12 protein-coding genes are annotated in these 15,982 nt (G+C 41.1%); 5 read left to right on the top strand and 7 right to left on the bottom strand.

What is annotated here, in order from left to right; genetic code table 11:
- Positions 1 to 169 precede the first annotated feature (169 nt).
- The 4 genes from ACJV2T_RS05195 to ACJV2T_RS05180 all read left to right on the top strand — a co-directional run bounded on the left by ACJV2T_RS05195 (position 170) and on the right by ACJV2T_RS05180 (position 4,243).
- Positions 170 to 475, top strand: coding sequence for a YhbY family RNA-binding protein (locus ACJV2T_RS05195; RefSeq protein ID WP_004108863.1), 306 nt, complete (start codon positions 170 to 172; stop codon positions 473 to 475).
- Between the two features lie 249 nt (positions 476 to 724).
- The gene (locus ACJV2T_RS05190) at positions 725 to 1,222 is read left to right on the top strand and encodes a hypothetical protein (RefSeq protein ID WP_415682955.1); all 498 of its coding nucleotides are present in this window, start codon (positions 725 to 727) and stop codon (positions 1,220 to 1,222) included.
- 74 nt (positions 1,223 to 1,296) lie between these two features.
- Positions 1,297 to 2,406 carry a hypothetical protein gene (locus ACJV2T_RS05185; protein ID WP_419399347.1) on the top strand — a complete coding sequence of 370 codons (1,110 nt, stop codon included), beginning with the start codon at positions 1,297 to 1,299 and terminating at the stop codon, positions 2,404 to 2,406.
- Between the two features lie 124 nt (positions 2,407 to 2,530).
- Positions 2,531 to 4,243 carry a PASTA domain-containing protein gene (locus ACJV2T_RS05180; RefSeq protein WP_419399346.1) on the top strand — a complete coding sequence of 571 codons (1,713 nt, stop codon included), beginning with the start codon at positions 2,531 to 2,533 and terminating at the stop codon, positions 4,241 to 4,243.
- A gap of 142 nt (positions 4,244 to 4,385) precedes the next feature.
- On the opposite strand, the gene ACJV2T_RS05175 is transcribed toward ACJV2T_RS05180, so the two are convergent.
- The 5 genes from ACJV2T_RS05175 to ACJV2T_RS05155 all read right to left on the bottom strand — a co-directional run bounded on the left by ACJV2T_RS05175 (position 4,386) and on the right by ACJV2T_RS05155 (position 12,597).
- Positions 4,386 to 5,555 carry a hypothetical protein gene (locus ACJV2T_RS05175; RefSeq protein WP_419399345.1) on the bottom strand — a complete coding sequence of 390 codons (1,170 nt, stop codon included), beginning with the start codon at positions 5,553 to 5,555 and terminating at the stop codon, positions 4,386 to 4,388.
- Entirely contained in the window at positions 5,542 to 6,936 is a 1,395-nt protein-coding gene (locus ACJV2T_RS05170) for a replication-associated recombination protein A (RefSeq protein ID WP_419399344.1), read from the bottom strand. Before ACJV2T_RS05170 ends, ACJV2T_RS05175 begins: the two co-directional genes overlap by 14 nt.
- A gap of 94 nt (positions 6,937 to 7,030) precedes the next feature.
- Positions 7,031 to 9,559, bottom strand: a complete 2,529-nt coding sequence (locus ACJV2T_RS05165; protein ID WP_419399343.1) for a DEAD/DEAH box helicase — start codon at positions 9,557 to 9,559, stop codon at positions 7,031 to 7,033.
- 63 nt (positions 9,560 to 9,622) lie between these two features.
- Positions 9,623 to 11,827: a bifunctional cytidylate kinase/GTPase Der gene (gene der / locus ACJV2T_RS05160; protein ID WP_419399342.1), complete on the bottom strand. Its 2,205-nt coding sequence runs from the start codon at positions 11,825 to 11,827 to the stop codon at positions 9,623 to 9,625.
- A complete protein-coding gene (locus ACJV2T_RS05155) occupies positions 11,824 to 12,597 on the bottom strand; it encodes a pseudouridine synthase (RefSeq protein ID WP_004106562.1) in 774 nt (257 codons plus the stop codon). The genes der and ACJV2T_RS05155 overlap by 4 nt, the downstream gene beginning before the upstream one ends.
- Before the next feature lie 246 nt (positions 12,598 to 12,843).
- On the opposite strand from ACJV2T_RS05155, the gene ACJV2T_RS05150 reads away from it, so the two are divergent.
- A complete protein-coding gene (locus ACJV2T_RS05150; protein ID WP_419399341.1) occupies positions 12,844 to 13,845 on the top strand; it encodes an MIP/aquaporin family protein in 1,002 nt (333 codons plus the stop codon).
- Between the two features lie 2 nt (positions 13,846 to 13,847).
- Here the strand turns inward: ACJV2T_RS05150 and ACJV2T_RS05145 are convergent, their stop codons facing one another.
- Together ACJV2T_RS05145 and purH are read right to left on the bottom strand one after the other, a co-directional pair.
- Entirely contained in the window at positions 13,848 to 14,165 is a 318-nt protein-coding gene (locus ACJV2T_RS05145; RefSeq protein ID WP_415682946.1) for a DUF3017 domain-containing protein, read from the bottom strand.
- A 145-nt stretch (positions 14,166 to 14,310) separates the two neighbouring features.
- Entirely contained in the window at positions 14,311 to 15,981 is a 1,671-nt protein-coding gene (purH, locus tag ACJV2T_RS05140) for a bifunctional phosphoribosylaminoimidazolecarboxamide formyltransferase/IMP cyclohydrolase (protein ID WP_419399340.1), read from the bottom strand.
- Position 15,982 lies beyond the last annotated feature (1 nt).

Here is a 15,982-nt window from a genome sequence, read left to right as displayed (position 1 = left end):
TCACGCGCAATAAATACGGAATAAATGAGCAATAAATGAGCAATAAATACACAATAAATAAATTTGTATTATCACATGCAACAATTCGCAATATACTGTATAATCCGTTAAGCACTATGTAATTTAGGTAATATTTGCGTTATAAAACTTGCATTTGAAAGGACGCCTTATGGCATTGACAAAAAAGCAGATTAAGCAGCTTCGCGCGCTCGCTAATACGCTTAGCCCACTTTTATACGTTGGCAAGAACGATATTACTGATGCAGCTGTGAAGCAAGCAGACGAAACCATGCAGTACCACGAGCTAATGAAGTGTGCTGTGCAAGATGGTTCCGGATTAAGCGCTAAAGAAGCTGCTGATGCACTTGCTCAAAAGCTCGGTGCCGAAGTCGTGCAAGTAATCGGCAATCGTTTTGTTTTGTTCCGAGTATCCCCATTAGACAGCGTTGAACACATTATGCTTGTGCGCGAATAGCGATTTATATTCACACGCCGTTAAAACTGTACACAAATGGGCTTCTCTAATTTGAGAGGTCCATTTTGCTTATGAGAAGCTATATAAATTACGCAATCAAGCCAAATATGCAGCATAATTTTCGCATGCATATTTATCACTACATGCAATTAGAATCGAGTGTAAGAATTTCGCTTAAGAGAGATTGATTTATTCGAAAACTGAGTCAGCGATGCTTGGTTTGTATCATGCTTGAGATGGAGGTTTATTATGAGTAAGGCGAAAAGCTATTTTTGGGGATTCGTTGTTGTCGCCATATTAGCTGGTTTGTTCTATTGCGTTCAGCACAATCCTTCTTTTAGTGGCGTGCGTCACTTACTTAATATAAAACCAGATCTTAACGCTATTAGTGAAAAGTGCCATTTACCAATAAAACGCAGCTACGCTCTCGGAGGAGATAATGCGATTATAAAAGTTGGAACTGGTGACAATTTTCAACAAGCCGCATCATGCGTACTTGATGAGTTTCCTTCTGCTGACGCAAATCATAAAAAATTAGAAAATATTCTTTACAAAAACGGCAACCCATTCGACATGAATGACGACAATCATATTTTTATCGTTAGTGACCCATGTTCTGTAATGATTTTCCCAACTACTGCTGGTGACGTTATGATTGTTGGAAATGCTAATAATCTTTCCAAGATAGACAACGGCTCACTCATGGCAGGCTTAATGAAAGACGTTTCTTCCAATTACGGTGAATGATTTACTCATAAAACGTAGGTTTTGCCAAAATATGATTAAACAGTTGCGACTTTGCGAAAGTAGAGATGCTGGGTATGAAAAAGAATAGCGATTTTCTGTATTATTGCGTATCAACCGTTGTGCTTATATGCTGGCTTACTGCTTGCGTTGTGTATACTCTTTTTGCTGCAGATACCTTACAAAACAACGGCTTTTCGCTAAAAAATTTTGCGAACAACAATGTTGCAACCACTCTAGTTGAGACAAAACCAAATAAGCCAGATAATGTTCTTGCTATGGTAGGTCGTGCCTATAAAGACGTGCTTGAAAATCTTCACGGAAAATACAAGTTCAAAAATGTTCCAGATTCTTTCGGGTATTACTACGATTTATGGGATTTTGATAATGATAAGATTCCAGAACTTATTGTGACTGCAAGAAAAAAAGTGGGTTTCGATATGCGTAAACCGCGCTTTACAAAAGTATTTTCTTTTGATGGTAAGAAAATTGTTGAGTCGCAGTTAATAGAAGATTTAGAACCGCCTACCGCTAATGAATTTGGACAAACATTAACATACGACCATAATCACAACGGCATAATTGTATATCACTCAATGGAAGGAACTGAAGCTCATAGGAATACTTACAAACTTGCAAAAGATCATAAATTCAAATTAGTAAAAAGTGCCAATGACAATGAGGAAGATTACAGTAAGTTCGGCGACATTGATTCAACATTTGTTGACGTTAAAAATCTTAAGCCTGTAGATGATCTCATTCATAATATGACTCTTACTGAAAAAGAGAAGAAGCACAATCAGTATATTCAAGATTTACGCAATGATGGATACACCATTCTTACCGGCAATGTTCAAGAAATGAATATTGACGAAGTAAAACGGACTGCACAGCCTAACGCGATTTTAGATGATTATACTTACTATTTTGATATGGCACATTTGATTTATACAATAAATATGCCTTACAAAACAATAATAACCGTTGTAGCCGATGGTAATGGATCAAAAGTTCCTGACACATTTGTTTATAATCGCTTCTTTATTAGCAATAAGATTAAGGAAGTCAAAGATTATGTCGGCAAGAAAATAACCATAGCTGTTAAACACTCTGTGACAATATGTCCTGTGCAAGAACCAAGTTACAATGACTATAATTACAACGAGTTAAAAATCATTACAGAATAAATGCAAACTGGAGTTTTACGCGTTATCGCATTATTCAACTAGAATCGAGTGTAAGAATTTCGCTTAAGAGAGATTTATTGTGTTAAAAACTCGGTAAGTGTGAGCATAGTTAAGAGAGGGAATTATGGCATTTTGTGAAAATTGTGGAAGTAAGCTAGAGCAGAATAGTAAGTTTTGTGATTCATGTGGCAATGTTGTTGCAAATTATTCGGATGTTGCGAATGAAAATTATAATATGCCACCTGAAAAAGAAGCTTATATTCAGCCTGGGTATACTGCAGAAAGTAATAGCGAAAAATCTTCTACTAAATCAAAGCGATTTAAACTACTGATTGCTTCAATTGTTGCTGTAGTACTTGTTATTGCTGCTGCGGTTGCGTTTGTGGTATTTTATTTACCTTCACAAAATAGTCATACTGTTCTTATTCCTAAAGCTAGTGCATTAAAAAGCGCACCATTGCAAAAAACTGTAGACGATCTGCGTAAGCAGGGTGTAAAGGTTATTATTGTTAAAGAGTTTTCTTCTGTTAAACGTGGTGGTTTTGTTCGTTTTACTAATGTTCGTCCTGGTCAACGTGTGAAAAGTTCATCGCATGTTACTGTTATAGAATCTGAAGGTCCTGGAATTCCTAAAAAGGGTGTAGTAGGTCAGCCTCTCGAAAAAGCTAAGAAGATAGCTGAATCTATGGGTGTTCCTGTTGAAACATACAATATTATTTCTACTAATACTGGAAAGGTTATTGCAACTGACCCTATGCCAGGCTTCCCAGTTTCGAGCGGAAGTAGTGATGATGGTGTGATTCGTATTGCTGTTGGAGTTAAAGACAAAGGTATTCCTGCTGACTTGTTCGGCATGGATAAAGACGAAGCAGTAAATAAGTTGCGAGATTTAGGATTGAAAGATGTTTCATTGCACCCGCATTTCTCGTCAGAAAAGAATCTTGGTAAGATTATTTCTTCTAAGCCTGCTTTAGGTACAAAGTTTTCAGGTGGGCATGTTGACTTGTACTACGGTGTTGACGCTTCTGAAACCAAAAATGTGATGACAGAAAATGATCCTGATTACAAGGATATGATGTATGCGTCTAAGACGTCTCCTGTTATTGGCACTTGGTGTACTAATGATGGCGACTGCATTGAGCTTCAGAAACATGATTATCCTAAAGATAATCCGAGTGATATGTTTTTGCAGCTTCCTACCGATCCTAAGTATCCTAATGATTCTAAATTTTATGAGTATCTGACTTTGGGTAATGGTGCTCATGAGATTGGCGGATTGGTATTTTATAAGGATAACAATAAGAACAAAGACAGTTGGATGAAGAATCATTTGATTGTTGGAGATACTGGCGCTTTTGAACTTTATCGTGGAATGGGATTGCCGTATTGTGGTGAAACAGCTAATGACAATATTGGCAGTATGTGTGTTAATGGTAAATGGGTTGACGCGTTTGACCCTCCTGAAGACATCAAACAATATGGGGATCATGATAAGATTCCTGGCTATTGGAAAAACTCTTCGTTTAAGATGCGCGACTTCTTCCTTGTAGTTCCAGTTCATGCAAATCTTAATAAGATTGAATCTTCTGGCTATTTTGATGGAAAAGGTAATAAGAAGCCGGATACTACAAGACCGTTTATTTTACGCAGAAATCCGAAACTGTATTCTAAAACGACTGTTGATGCTGAACCTTACAAAGGCGATATAGGAGACAATCCGTTCGTGCCAACAGTTAAGCACAAGGCTGTTCCATTTAAGCCTGCTCCAGACGATAGTGTTGCATACTACTTGGTTGAAAAGCCTTTCGACTGGAGTAAGCTTCCTGAACGTGACTAAACTGCATTACATGCATCAAGCGAAGATGATATTCATTTAAAAATGAAATTTATTCGCGCAAATAAAATGCTCCATGATTCTAAGCTTATTCATAATCAATCTGATAGCCAAGCGAATCGTGGAGCATATTTATTGTGATATTCTACTCATCAATCACATGCACACTATCAACAGTAGATTGTCCTGCCGGCAGTTCCAGCCAATTTGTTCCATCATCTCCAGCTTTAGCAGCAATAGTAATTTTTTTGTTATTATATTTTTCAAACATATTGCTTTCGTTTGATTTAGAAACCTTCATAGTAACTAAAATATTATTAATGGAGTTGCGCGTTTGTCTTACTCCACAATCCATACCATTACAGTATCCTCCAACAGACATCTTTCTATCGAATGCTAATACTGTATAAATATTATCTTTGTTTTCCTCTCGAACACTATATTTACTGCCAGTATCACTTGGTGTAGTTCCAGGAAACTCATATGCTTCATCAGCATTTAATATTTTTACAGTTCCAGTAAATACTTGATAACCTTTTTCACGCCAAAGTTGAACAAGCTCATTATGCTTATGCTGAGCTTGAGTCAAGTTTTTGGCATTAATCATCATATTAATATCAGTAAAATCATCAACCGGCACAAAAGTTGGATGTAATAATTTACTTATCTCACCAGTACCAGGAACTGAATCGTATGTATCAGTTTTATCTAATGGATGGTGAACAATTGACCGAGCATGAGTAAAGTTGCCTTCATTCAGCTTATAAATTGTTTTACTCCACGGGAAAACATCGGGCGCATTTTTTTCAATAGCACGCAAAATTACAATTCCTTTATGATGAGGATCAAAATATATTGTCCCTGTATACTCATTTTTATCAAGATTCTTATCTATAATTTCTGGATATTTAACCAACTTGCCATTCTTAAATGAGAATACATGAATATACTTGTTAGAGTTAGTATTATATTCATTTGTCGCAATAACAATCATTTCTGGAATATTATCGTTGTCAATATCCCACAAATCATAATAATATTCGAAATCCTGTGGGAATTTATTTGAAACATACGAAGAAGTTTTAAGCACATTCTTGTACTCTTTGCCAGCTTGAGAAAGAATGTCATCTGCATTACGAGTATCTGGTTTTGTGATTGTGCTTATTATGCTATTGCTGGTAATACTTTTTAGCGAAAAGCCGTTGCTTTGTAATGTATCTGCAGCAAAAAGAGTATACACAACGCAAGCAGTAAGCCAGCATATAAGCACAACGGTTGATACGAAATAATACAGAAAATCGCTATTCTTTTTCATACCCAGCATCTCTACTTTCATTAGATTCGTGAAGAATGGCACGAATTTGAGATAAGCGTTGAGTTAGCTCATGCTCATAGCCGCGATTCGACGGCTGATAGTATTCGCGACCAACTAGTTCATCTGGCATATACTGTTGCGATGCAACAGCACCCGGATAATCGTGAGCATACTTGTACCCGTCATGGTTTCCCCAACTTTTCATCAAAGCAGTCGGAGCGTTGCGCAAATGAAGAGGCACTTGACCAATATTTCCAGCATCAACGTCTTGCAAAGCCTTATTAATAGCGTTATAGCTTGCGTTTGATTTAGGAGCAGTTGCTACAGCAATCACAGCTTCAGAAAGAATAATGCGCGCTTCCGGCATTCCAATTAAAGCAACAGCTTGAGCTGCAGCAACAGTTACTTGCAAAATTTGCGGAGCTGCCATACCAACTTCTTCTGCAGCAGCAATCATAATTCGCCTTGCAATAAAACGCGGGTCTTCCCCAGCTCTAAGCATTCGCGCTAAATAATGCAAAGAAGCGTCAACATCACTTCCGCGCATCGACTTAATAAAAGCAGAAATCACATCGTAATGATCGTCGCCATCTTTGTCGTAACGAACTGTAGTAGTATCCATTACGTTAGAAACAATATCAGCAGTAATTACAGGCTTCTTTTTGCCATGCTGCAGCGCAACATCTCCTGTTACTGCTCCTGCAGCAGCCTCTAAAATGGTGAGAGTTTTACGAGCATCTCCCCCACTTAAGCGAATAATTGAATCAATAGCGTCATCGTCGATTTTAAGCTGATTATTAAGACCGTTTTCGCTAGTTAGCGCACGTTCTATAAGCGTATGCAAATCTTCAACGCTAAGCGACTCAAGTTTAACAACTACTGATCTGCTAAGTAGCGGCTTAATGATTGAAAAGCTCGGGTTTTCGGTAGTAGCTCCAATAAAAGTTACGTCGCGATTTTCAACGCTTGGAAGCAAAGCATCTTGTTGAGATTTAGAAAAACGGTGAACTTCGTCAATAAACAAAACTGTTTCTTGACCATTGCTAACTAAACGCTCATGAGCGCGATCAAGTACCGCACGAACATCTTTAACTCCAGAAGTTACAGCAGAAAGCTCTTCAAACACGCGACCAGACTGACGAGCAACAATATAAGCGAGCGTTGTTTTGCCAACTCCAGGAGGGCCAAATAACACAACAGAACTTGGAGCAGTAAGAGAACCTTTAGATTGCGGATTTGCAAGCCTACGCAAAGGCGAACCTTCTTTTAGAGCATGCGACTGCCCTAGCACGTCTTCAATACTGCTCGGGCGCATACGCACTGCCAACGGACGAGTCACATCACTCGGCGCGCTACTTGCTGCAAATAAATCCTGCTCCATAAATACCAGCTTACACTACATATAGAACAAACGTTCGATTGCATTCTGTATTTTACATTCTGCATTTTGCATTCTGTTAACACATTTTTAAAAATCACACGTGTGAAACTTGGTAATCGAAGAACACAACTTCACCTTCGTCTTGAGTTGTATCTAAATCAACAACGCCAGTAATAGCCCAATTATGATCTCCGTCTGAATCGTCGATAATCTGCCGAACTTTCCACGAATGTTCACTCTTCTCAAGAGAATCATCCAAAATAAACAAGTCGCCGCTTCGAGCCTTGGCATCTATTCCAACATACTCGTGCTCGTCGTAGTAATCGTCAAGCACATCATTCCACTCATGGACTCCGTAACCCCAAGCCTTGTCAAGCTCTCCTAAAGTATCCGCATCTTCCAAATCCATAAGCTGCACGCGACGGAACATTGCGTTTCGAATCAACACAATAAGTCCCCTGCGATCCTCAACTACAGACTCAGAAGTTCCAGGCGCAGCCATAGTTACAGCATTAGCTTCAGCATCCGAGCCGCCTGCACTCTCCCACTCGTCGACAAGACTAGAATCAATAGAGCGCACAACAAGACGAAGCCACGAAATAATATCACGCAATTCTTCGTTAAGCATATCTTCCGGCACAGTGCGAGCAAGCGAACGGTAAGCGTCCGAAAGATAACGAAGAAGCGTTCCCTCACTTCTAGCAATGCCATAACGAGAAATGTATCCAGTAAAATCGGAAGCAGTTTCAACCATGTCTCGAAGCACAGATTTTGGCTTAATCCAGTAGTCGTTTGCCCACGGAACGTCATTGCGATATTGTGCAAAAGCAGGAGCTAGCAAATCTTCAAGAGGCTTAGGATAGCTAACTTCAGCTAAGCGTTCCATGCGCTCCTCGTAGTCAATGCCATCGTCTTTCATACCAGCCATCGCAGCATCGCGAGCCTTACGTTCTTGCGCGCGAAGAACAGGCTTAGGGTCATCTAAAGTTGCTTCAACCATAGAAATTACGTCAAGTGCATAGCTTGGAGATTCTGGGTCTAGAAGTTCCAAAGCGGCAAGCAAGAATGGCGAAAGCGGCTGATCTAGAGCAAAACCCTCTGGCATAGCAACATCAAGATCATAATCACAAGAACCGTCAGCGCGCTCTCTGCATTCAATAACTTGAGTATCGAGCAAAGTTTGGAAAATATCGTCGCAACGCTCAAGTAATTTTTCTTTATCTTGCGGCTTTTGTGCGCTATCTTCAATAAGTTTTTCAACGCGTGCTCTAGCATCTCCACCTTGCGTAACTTCGTTCAAAATCATTGAGTGAGTTACAACCATGTGAGGATTCAAAGTTTCTGGAGCGCTTTCAATAAGCTTAGTAAACGTTGGCTCACCCCAAACTACAAAGCCTTCTGGAGCCTTCTTACGCTTAACTTTTTTAAGCTTCTTAGGATCGTTTCCGGCTTTTGCAACAGCGCGCGCATTCTCAATCTCGAACTCTGGAGCCTCTGCAACTACTAAGCCTTCAGTATCAAATCCCATTCTGCCTGCACGCCCTGCAATTTGATGAAACTCACGAGCGCGAAGCTTGCGGCTACGATTCCCATCAAATTTTGTAAGAGCTGTAAGCACAACAGAATGAATTGGCACATTAATACCAACACCAAGAGTGTCTGTGCCACAAATAACTGGTAGCAGTCCTTGCTGTGCGAGCTGTTCGACGAGCCTACGGTAGCGCGGAAGCATGCCAGCATGATGTACGCCGACACCAGTGCGCAATAGTCTTTGCAAAATTTTGCCGAATCCTGTAGTAAATTTAGTGCCTTTAATCGCTTGAGCTATTTTGTCTCGCTGCTCTTTGCTTGAAACTCCAGTACTAGCGAGCGCTTGCGCTGTTTCGAGAGCTGCGTCTTGCGAAAAATGAACTACGTAGATTGGCGTTAAACCCTTGTTAAATAAGAGTTCTACAGTTGTTGCAAGCGGCTTATCTGTGTACTCGTATTCGAGTGGGATTGGTCTTGGAGCGTCTGCAATAATATCAACAGTTCTTTTTGTTGATTTTTCTAAGCGTTCCGCAATATCCATTACATCTCCAAGAGTTGCGCTCATAAGTAAGAATTGCGTATTTGGAAGTGTAAGTAACGGAACCTGCCAAGCCCATCCGCGCTCTGGGTCACCATAGTAGTGGAATTCGTCCATTGCAACGCAATCAACTTCAGCGTTTGCACCTTCACGCAGAGCTTGATTTGCTAAGATTTCCGCAGTACAGCAGATTATTGGAGCATCAGCATTAATATGCGAGTCGCCAGTAATCATACCAACGTTGTCACGCCCAAAAATAGCTACTAAATCGAAGAATTTTTCGGATACAAGAGCTTTAATTGGCGCAGTATAGTAGGAGCGTCTGCCGGTAGCGAGCGCAGCAAAATGCATGCCGAGCGCTACTAGAGATTTTCCAGAACCTGTTGGAGTGTTTAAAATAACGTGGTCTCCTGCAAGCAAATCCATAATAGATTCTTCTTGATGCGGCCACAAATCTACATGTTTGTTATCTTTAACCCAATCAACAAATTCTTGAAAAATCTCATCTTCGCTAGCATGATGCAAATCGAAAGCTAACTCGCCCAAACCAGCCATATACGCTCCTACTTTACTTAAGCTTTACTCGTGACTTTAATCGCAAATTTATTTACTCGCGCTTTACTTGCGCTTCTTCTTATCTCGTACTTTTACGGAGATTTGAATAGGAGTTCCCTCGAATCCAAATTCTTCTCGAAGCGATCGCTCAATAAAGCGACGGTATCCGTGCTCTAAGAAGCCGGTTGTGAATATTACGAAACGCGGTGGGCGCGTAGAAGCTTGCGTGGCAAATAAGATTCGCGCTTGCTTTCCGCCTCGCAAAGGATGCGGATGAGCAGACTGAATACGACCTAAGAAAGCATTGAGCTTGCCTGTAGGAATGCGCTTATCCCAGCTGTCTAAAGCTGTTCGCATAGCACGCGCAAGACGATTCGTATGCCATCCTGTTTTTGCGGAAAGATTTACGCGCTCAGCCCAAGTTACGCGCTCAAACTCAGTTTTCCACAAGCGTTCCATGCGCTGCCTGGAAAATTCGTCCATCAAATCCCACTTGTTAAACACAAGTACGATTGCTCGACCTGCATCCACAGCCTGGCTCATAACTTTCAAATCCTGCTCTGCAATCGGCTGAGAAGAATCAAAAAGAATCAAAGCAAGTTCCGAGCGTTCAATCGCAGCTTGCGTACGAAGTGAAGAATAGTATTCAGCACCCGTAAGCTTATGCTGCCTGCGCTTAATACCAGCAGTGTCAATAAACAGCCAGTCTTCTCCGTCAACTCGCACAACCTCATCAACAGGATCGCGAGTAGTTCCAGCCAAATCGTTTACAACAGAACGTTCTTCGTGAGCTAAATGATTCAAAAGCGAAGACTTACCAACGTTTGGACGTCCAACTAAAGCAATTCTGCGAAGTCCTTGCGGAGTTAAGAATCCTGAAGTTTTATTCGCTTTCTTTAAAGAGTTAAGAGCTGCGTCAAGCAAATCTCCAACGCCTCTGCCGTGCATTGCAGAAATTCCGTAAGGCTCACCCATTCCGAGCTTCCAAAACTCTGCAGTCAAATACTCGCTTCTAGCGTCGTCAACCTTGTTAACTGCTAAAGTAATAGGCTTACCTGCAGCGCGAAGCATTGAAACAATACGCTCGTCTGTAGCTGTTAAACCAACTTGACCGTCTACTAGGAAAATCACAGCATCACTTAAACGCACTGCTACTTGCGCTTGCTGAGCAATAGAAGAATCAATTCCTTCAACGTCTGCTTCCCAGCCGCCAGTGTCAACCAGCTTAAAGTTAGTTCCAGCCCACTCAGCATCGTAGCTTACGCGATCTCTCGTAACGCCTGGAGTATCTTCTACAACAGCTACACGATGACCCAAAATACGATTTACAAGCGTTGATTTTCCAACGTTTGGTCGGCCTATAATGGCGATTACTCCAACAGCTTTAGAGTCTTTTGTATCGTCTTGATTTACTTCGTCACCTCGAAGAAGCGCACGGTCTTCATCGTCAAGATCGTAGCCTTCAAGATTAGCTGCATAGCGGTCGTACTCGTCCTGCTCGATAGCAGCATCAACCATTTCAACAAGAGCGTCGAGAGTCTGCTCAAAAGTTAAATCAGAATTATCGAGAGTTGTAACGCCGTCTGCTGCTTGAAGAAAATGCGTAACTTTAGAATCTTTAGCGTCACGAGCGCGAATATCGTCTTCTTCAGATTCATTATTTTTAGATTCATTATTTTGCAAATTTTCTTGCGCAATATTCTGCTTGTTTCTGCGAGCTTGACGCACTTCTTCGCGTGCAGTAAGAAGCACTCGAACTTGCGCGTTAGGAGCTACAACAGTAGTAATATCGCGGCCTTCTGCAACTATGCCCTCACCTTTAGAGAAAGAATCTTCAGCTGACTCTGAAGCAATATACGCGCGCTGAGCAGCAATAAGCATACGGCGAACTGCAGGAATTGAAGATACAGTAGACACATGCGAAGAAACTTCACTGGAACGCAATTCTTCGCTAATATCCTCACCTTCAACAGTCACTATAGGATTCTTAGGGTCAACGCTAAAGTCAGCGTCACTTTCAGTAAATAAGGCTCCAACAGCTTCAACAATTTGATTAAAGCGTTCAGTATCTGCTGGATTTACAGGATTTCCTTCTTCATCCAATTCAAGCTGCGTGCTTAAATCAATACCTTGCTTTAAGCACCACCAAGCAGCAGCTCGATACATTGCACCCGTATCCAAATATGCAAAACCGTAGTATTGTGCTAAAGCACGAGAAGTGGAAGATTTACCTACTCCTGCTGGTCCATCAATTGCTACACAAATCACAGGCCAACCTCCTTAGAAAGCGAGCGCACTTCTGTTTGAGAAAGCACGCGATACGATCCAGCTTTTAAGTCCCCCAATTTAATAGGACCAATTTGCGTACGAACAAGGCGCTTTACAGGGTATCCTACGGCTCCAAAAATCCTTCGCACAATACGATTTTTGCCAGAATGCAACACAACTTTTACCATAGTCGTGTCGTGATTCTGGTCGATTATTGCGCAACGGTCGAGCTTAATCCAACCGTCTTCAAGATTTACGCCTTGTGAAACCAAGCGGCGGCAAACCATACCGTTGATTTTGCCTTCAACAGTTGCAATATAAGTTTTTTCAACCTCATACTTTGGGTGCATTACGTGCTGGCTTAGCTCGCCATCGTTGGTCATTAAAATAAGACCTTCAGAATCGTAATCCAAGCGCCCCATGTGGAAAATTCGCTCGTACTTGTCTCCAACAATATCTCTTAAAGTAAAGCGACCTTTTGGATCGTCCATTGCGCTAAGAACTCGCTTAGGCTTATGCAATGCGAGCGTTACGAGCTTTGTATTGAACTTTACGCGAGATCCATCAACGCGCACTTTTTGACGTTTTGGATCTACTCGAGTACCAAGTGTTGTAACCAATTCGTCGTCTACTTCAACACGCCCGTCAAGAATAATCTCTTCACACTTGCGTCTTGAACCAAATCCCGCTTCAGCAAGCAGCTTCTGCAGTCGAATGGCGTTGTTGTCATCTGAATGCGCCTGATTGGCGCGGGAATATGCGTTTGGCATCGTTCTCCCAACGTGACCTAAAGAATTACATACATACTTGCGCCAAAATTTACTTAAGAATGCGCAATATAAGCAATTCATTACTAATTAACTTACTAATTTATGTGGCAATTTATTAAATTTGTAATAAATCAAAAAACACCACGTTTTTCTATGTTACCGTATGGCATAGCCGTGATAGTATAGCCTAGGTTTCATTGTGTTGCAATCATTAACGAAGCAGCACAACTAAAATTAAGGAAAGTTATGATTAAAACAACAGATACAACGTGCAACACAACTAAAACTGCTGCACCGCTTATTGTTCGTATTGGTACCGAATTTATTGCTACAGCTTTAGTAATGTTCGTTATCTACACTTTTTATCCTCTAAATATTTTTATGTCCGGAATCAACGTTTTCATGATTGCTGTCGGCACTGGTCTCGCTTATGCTGCAGCAACACATATTGCGTCTAAAGTTTCTGGAGGTCATCTTAATCCTGCTATAACAATTGCTTCAATGCTTACTGGACGAACTTCATATGTTTCAGGATTGTGCTACATTGTTGCACAAATTTTTGGTGCTATTGCAGCTGCAAAACTATTTCTTCTTACTATTCCTCAGCAGGATTCAGGCGTCGATCCGTCGCAATTTGATCAAATGTCAGGTTTTGACAAAAAATATTGGTTTATGCCATTAGTAAACGGGTTTGGAAAAGGATCTATTTCCGCATCTAAATTAAAAGGAATGAATTTATCTTTCGGAATAGTATCTGCATTATTAGTTGAAGTTATTGCTGTTATTTTGATTGTTGCCGCCGCATTGCGCAGCACAGACAATAAAGGTAACACTAAATGCGGTTATGCAACACATATCGGTATTGCATACGCAGTTGGCACTTTAATTACATACATGATCACAGGAGCTGGCTTGAATCCTGCTCGCTCTACAGGTATTGCAATATTCGCAAACTCTTATGATTTGGATGTTAAGCCATTAAGTCAATTGTGGGTATTCTGGGTTGCTCCAATTTTTGCTGCAGCGATTGTTAGCTTAGTTTCGCTATTGACAAAATTCCTTTCAAACTCTGCACAAAAACTTGCTGTATCGAATGAAACAAATTCCGAACCAGCACAAAAATCTGCAGATGCAAAAGCAGAGACAAAAACAGATGCAAAAACAGACGCTCCTGCAGTGTCAGATATGAGCTATGAGTATGTTCAAGACGCATCTGACGATAATGTTGCAAACAATCTTCAAAAATAAAGTTACAGCAAAAATATAATTGAAGCATATGTTATGAGCAAACCTATGCCAAGCGTAATACTTATGAAAGAATCAAAGCCAACAGAGCGAACTTTCCAAGGACTACGCTGACGCATAATTAAGCGCATAACGCCTAGAAGTACAGCCGCCACAGAAATAATAATTGTGGCGGCTTTTACATATCCTACGAATGCCAATAATGCGCAAAATGCAACAATAACTGCTACAATCCACTCAGCATAAGGCTTACCCTCACGCTTTTCCGACACATACGGATGTTCCGATTTAGCACTTTTAGTCTGATGCTCATTATCTGTCATACTTGTATCATACCTGCTTAGCGATAAGAAAACATAAGCTGATTTATTTATTAAAGCAAAAATGCAGCGCTTGAAATACTCAAACGCTGCATTCATAGTATTTATTGATTCATTTATGAATTTATAAATTTTAGATAAAGCGATTTTAGTGGAAGAAGTGACGAGTTCCGGTAGTGTACATAGTTACGCCAGCTTTACGAGCAGCTTCGAACACTTCCTCATCGCGAATAGAGCCACCAGGTTGCACGATTGCACGAACGCCAGCTTCAATAAGAATCTGCGGACCGTCAGCAAATGGGAAGAAAGCATCCGAAGCTGCAACAGATCCGCGAGCACGCTCAACGCCATCAGCCAAAGTATTCGCACGTTCAACAGCTAAATGGCATGAATCCACGCGATTAACCTGCCCCATACCAATGCCAACAGTAGCATTGTCGTGCGCAAGTAGAATTGCGTTAGACTTTACGCAGCGAAGCGAACGCCACGCAAATTGCAAGTCGCGCAAAGTGTCAGCATCAGCAGCTTCTCCAGAAACAAGCGTCCAGTTTTCAGGATTATCACCAAAAGCATCAATCTTATCTGCAGATTGAACTAAAGCACCACCGTCAATAGGATGAACTTGCAAATCCAAAACTGGCGGAGTTGCAACCTTTAAAATACGAAGATTCTTTTTCTTAGTGCGAAGCAATTCCAAAGCTTCAGGCTCATAGTCTGGAGCCACAATAACTTCCGTGAAAATTGGGCGCACGCTTTCTGCCATTTCCAAAGTGACTGTAGTGTTTGCAGCAATCACACCGCCGTAAGCACTCACAGGATCGCAAGCGTGAGCTTTTTTGTGCGCTTCTGCTGCAGTTGCGCCTATTGCCAATCCGCAAGGATTATTATGCTTGCAAACAGCAACTGCAATTTGTGGAGCAAAATCCCAAACCGCACGCCAAGCAGCGTCCGCATCTACGTAATTGTTGTAGCTCATAGGTTTTCCGCCAAGAAGCTCAGCCTGAGCCAAACCACCCTTATGCAAAGGATCTAAATACAATCCTGCTTGCTGATGAGGATTCTCACCATATCGAAGCGTATGCTCTAAACTCCAAGTGCGCGTGTAGTTTGCAGGAAGCTCCACAGCTACAGCATTTTGACTATCTTCTTCATCATTTGTGTTCAAACTTTCAGGCTTCTGCCATGCTTTACTTGTCCACTCAGATATAGAAGCATCGTAAGCTGCAGTATGAGCAAATGCTTTACCAGCCAAATATTCGCGCTCTTGCAAATTAAAGCCTTCACCTGAAACGATTCTATTAGCTAAAAGCTGGTAATCTGCAGGATCTGTAATAACGGCAACAGACTTATGATTCTTTGCTGCAGCACGAATCATAGAAGGTCCACCAATATCAATTTTTTCAATAATTGCGTCACTATCAGCACCGCTCATTACAGTGTCTACGAACGGATACAAATTAACTACTACAGCATCAAACGGCTTTATGTTTAGCTTTTCAAGTTGCTTTACATGATCAGCATTACTCATATCTGCAAGAATTCCAGCGTGAATATGCGGATCTAAAGTCTTCACCCTTCCATCAAGACTTTCTGGGAAACCAGTAACGTCAGAAACTTCAGTAACATGAACGCCAAGTTCCGCCAATTTAGCAGCAGTAGAGCCGGTTGAAACTACTTCAGTATCAGCCTTTCTAAAAGCTTCAGCTAATATTTCAAGTCCTTCTTTATGAAAAACTGAAACAAGAACTCTACGAATTTGCCTTTCACCTGTGGTTATCAGCACATTTGCGTTTGATTCTTTGCTCTGTGTCTGTTGCACG

Source organism: Gardnerella phocaeensis, from assembly GCF_048545075.1.
Taxonomy (GTDB): domain Bacteria; phylum Actinomycetota; class Actinomycetes; order Actinomycetales; family Bifidobacteriaceae; genus Bifidobacterium; species Bifidobacterium vaginale_J.
The sequence above is the reverse complement of the archived record's forward strand: the minus strand, read 5'-3'. Positions and strand labels throughout refer to the sequence as shown.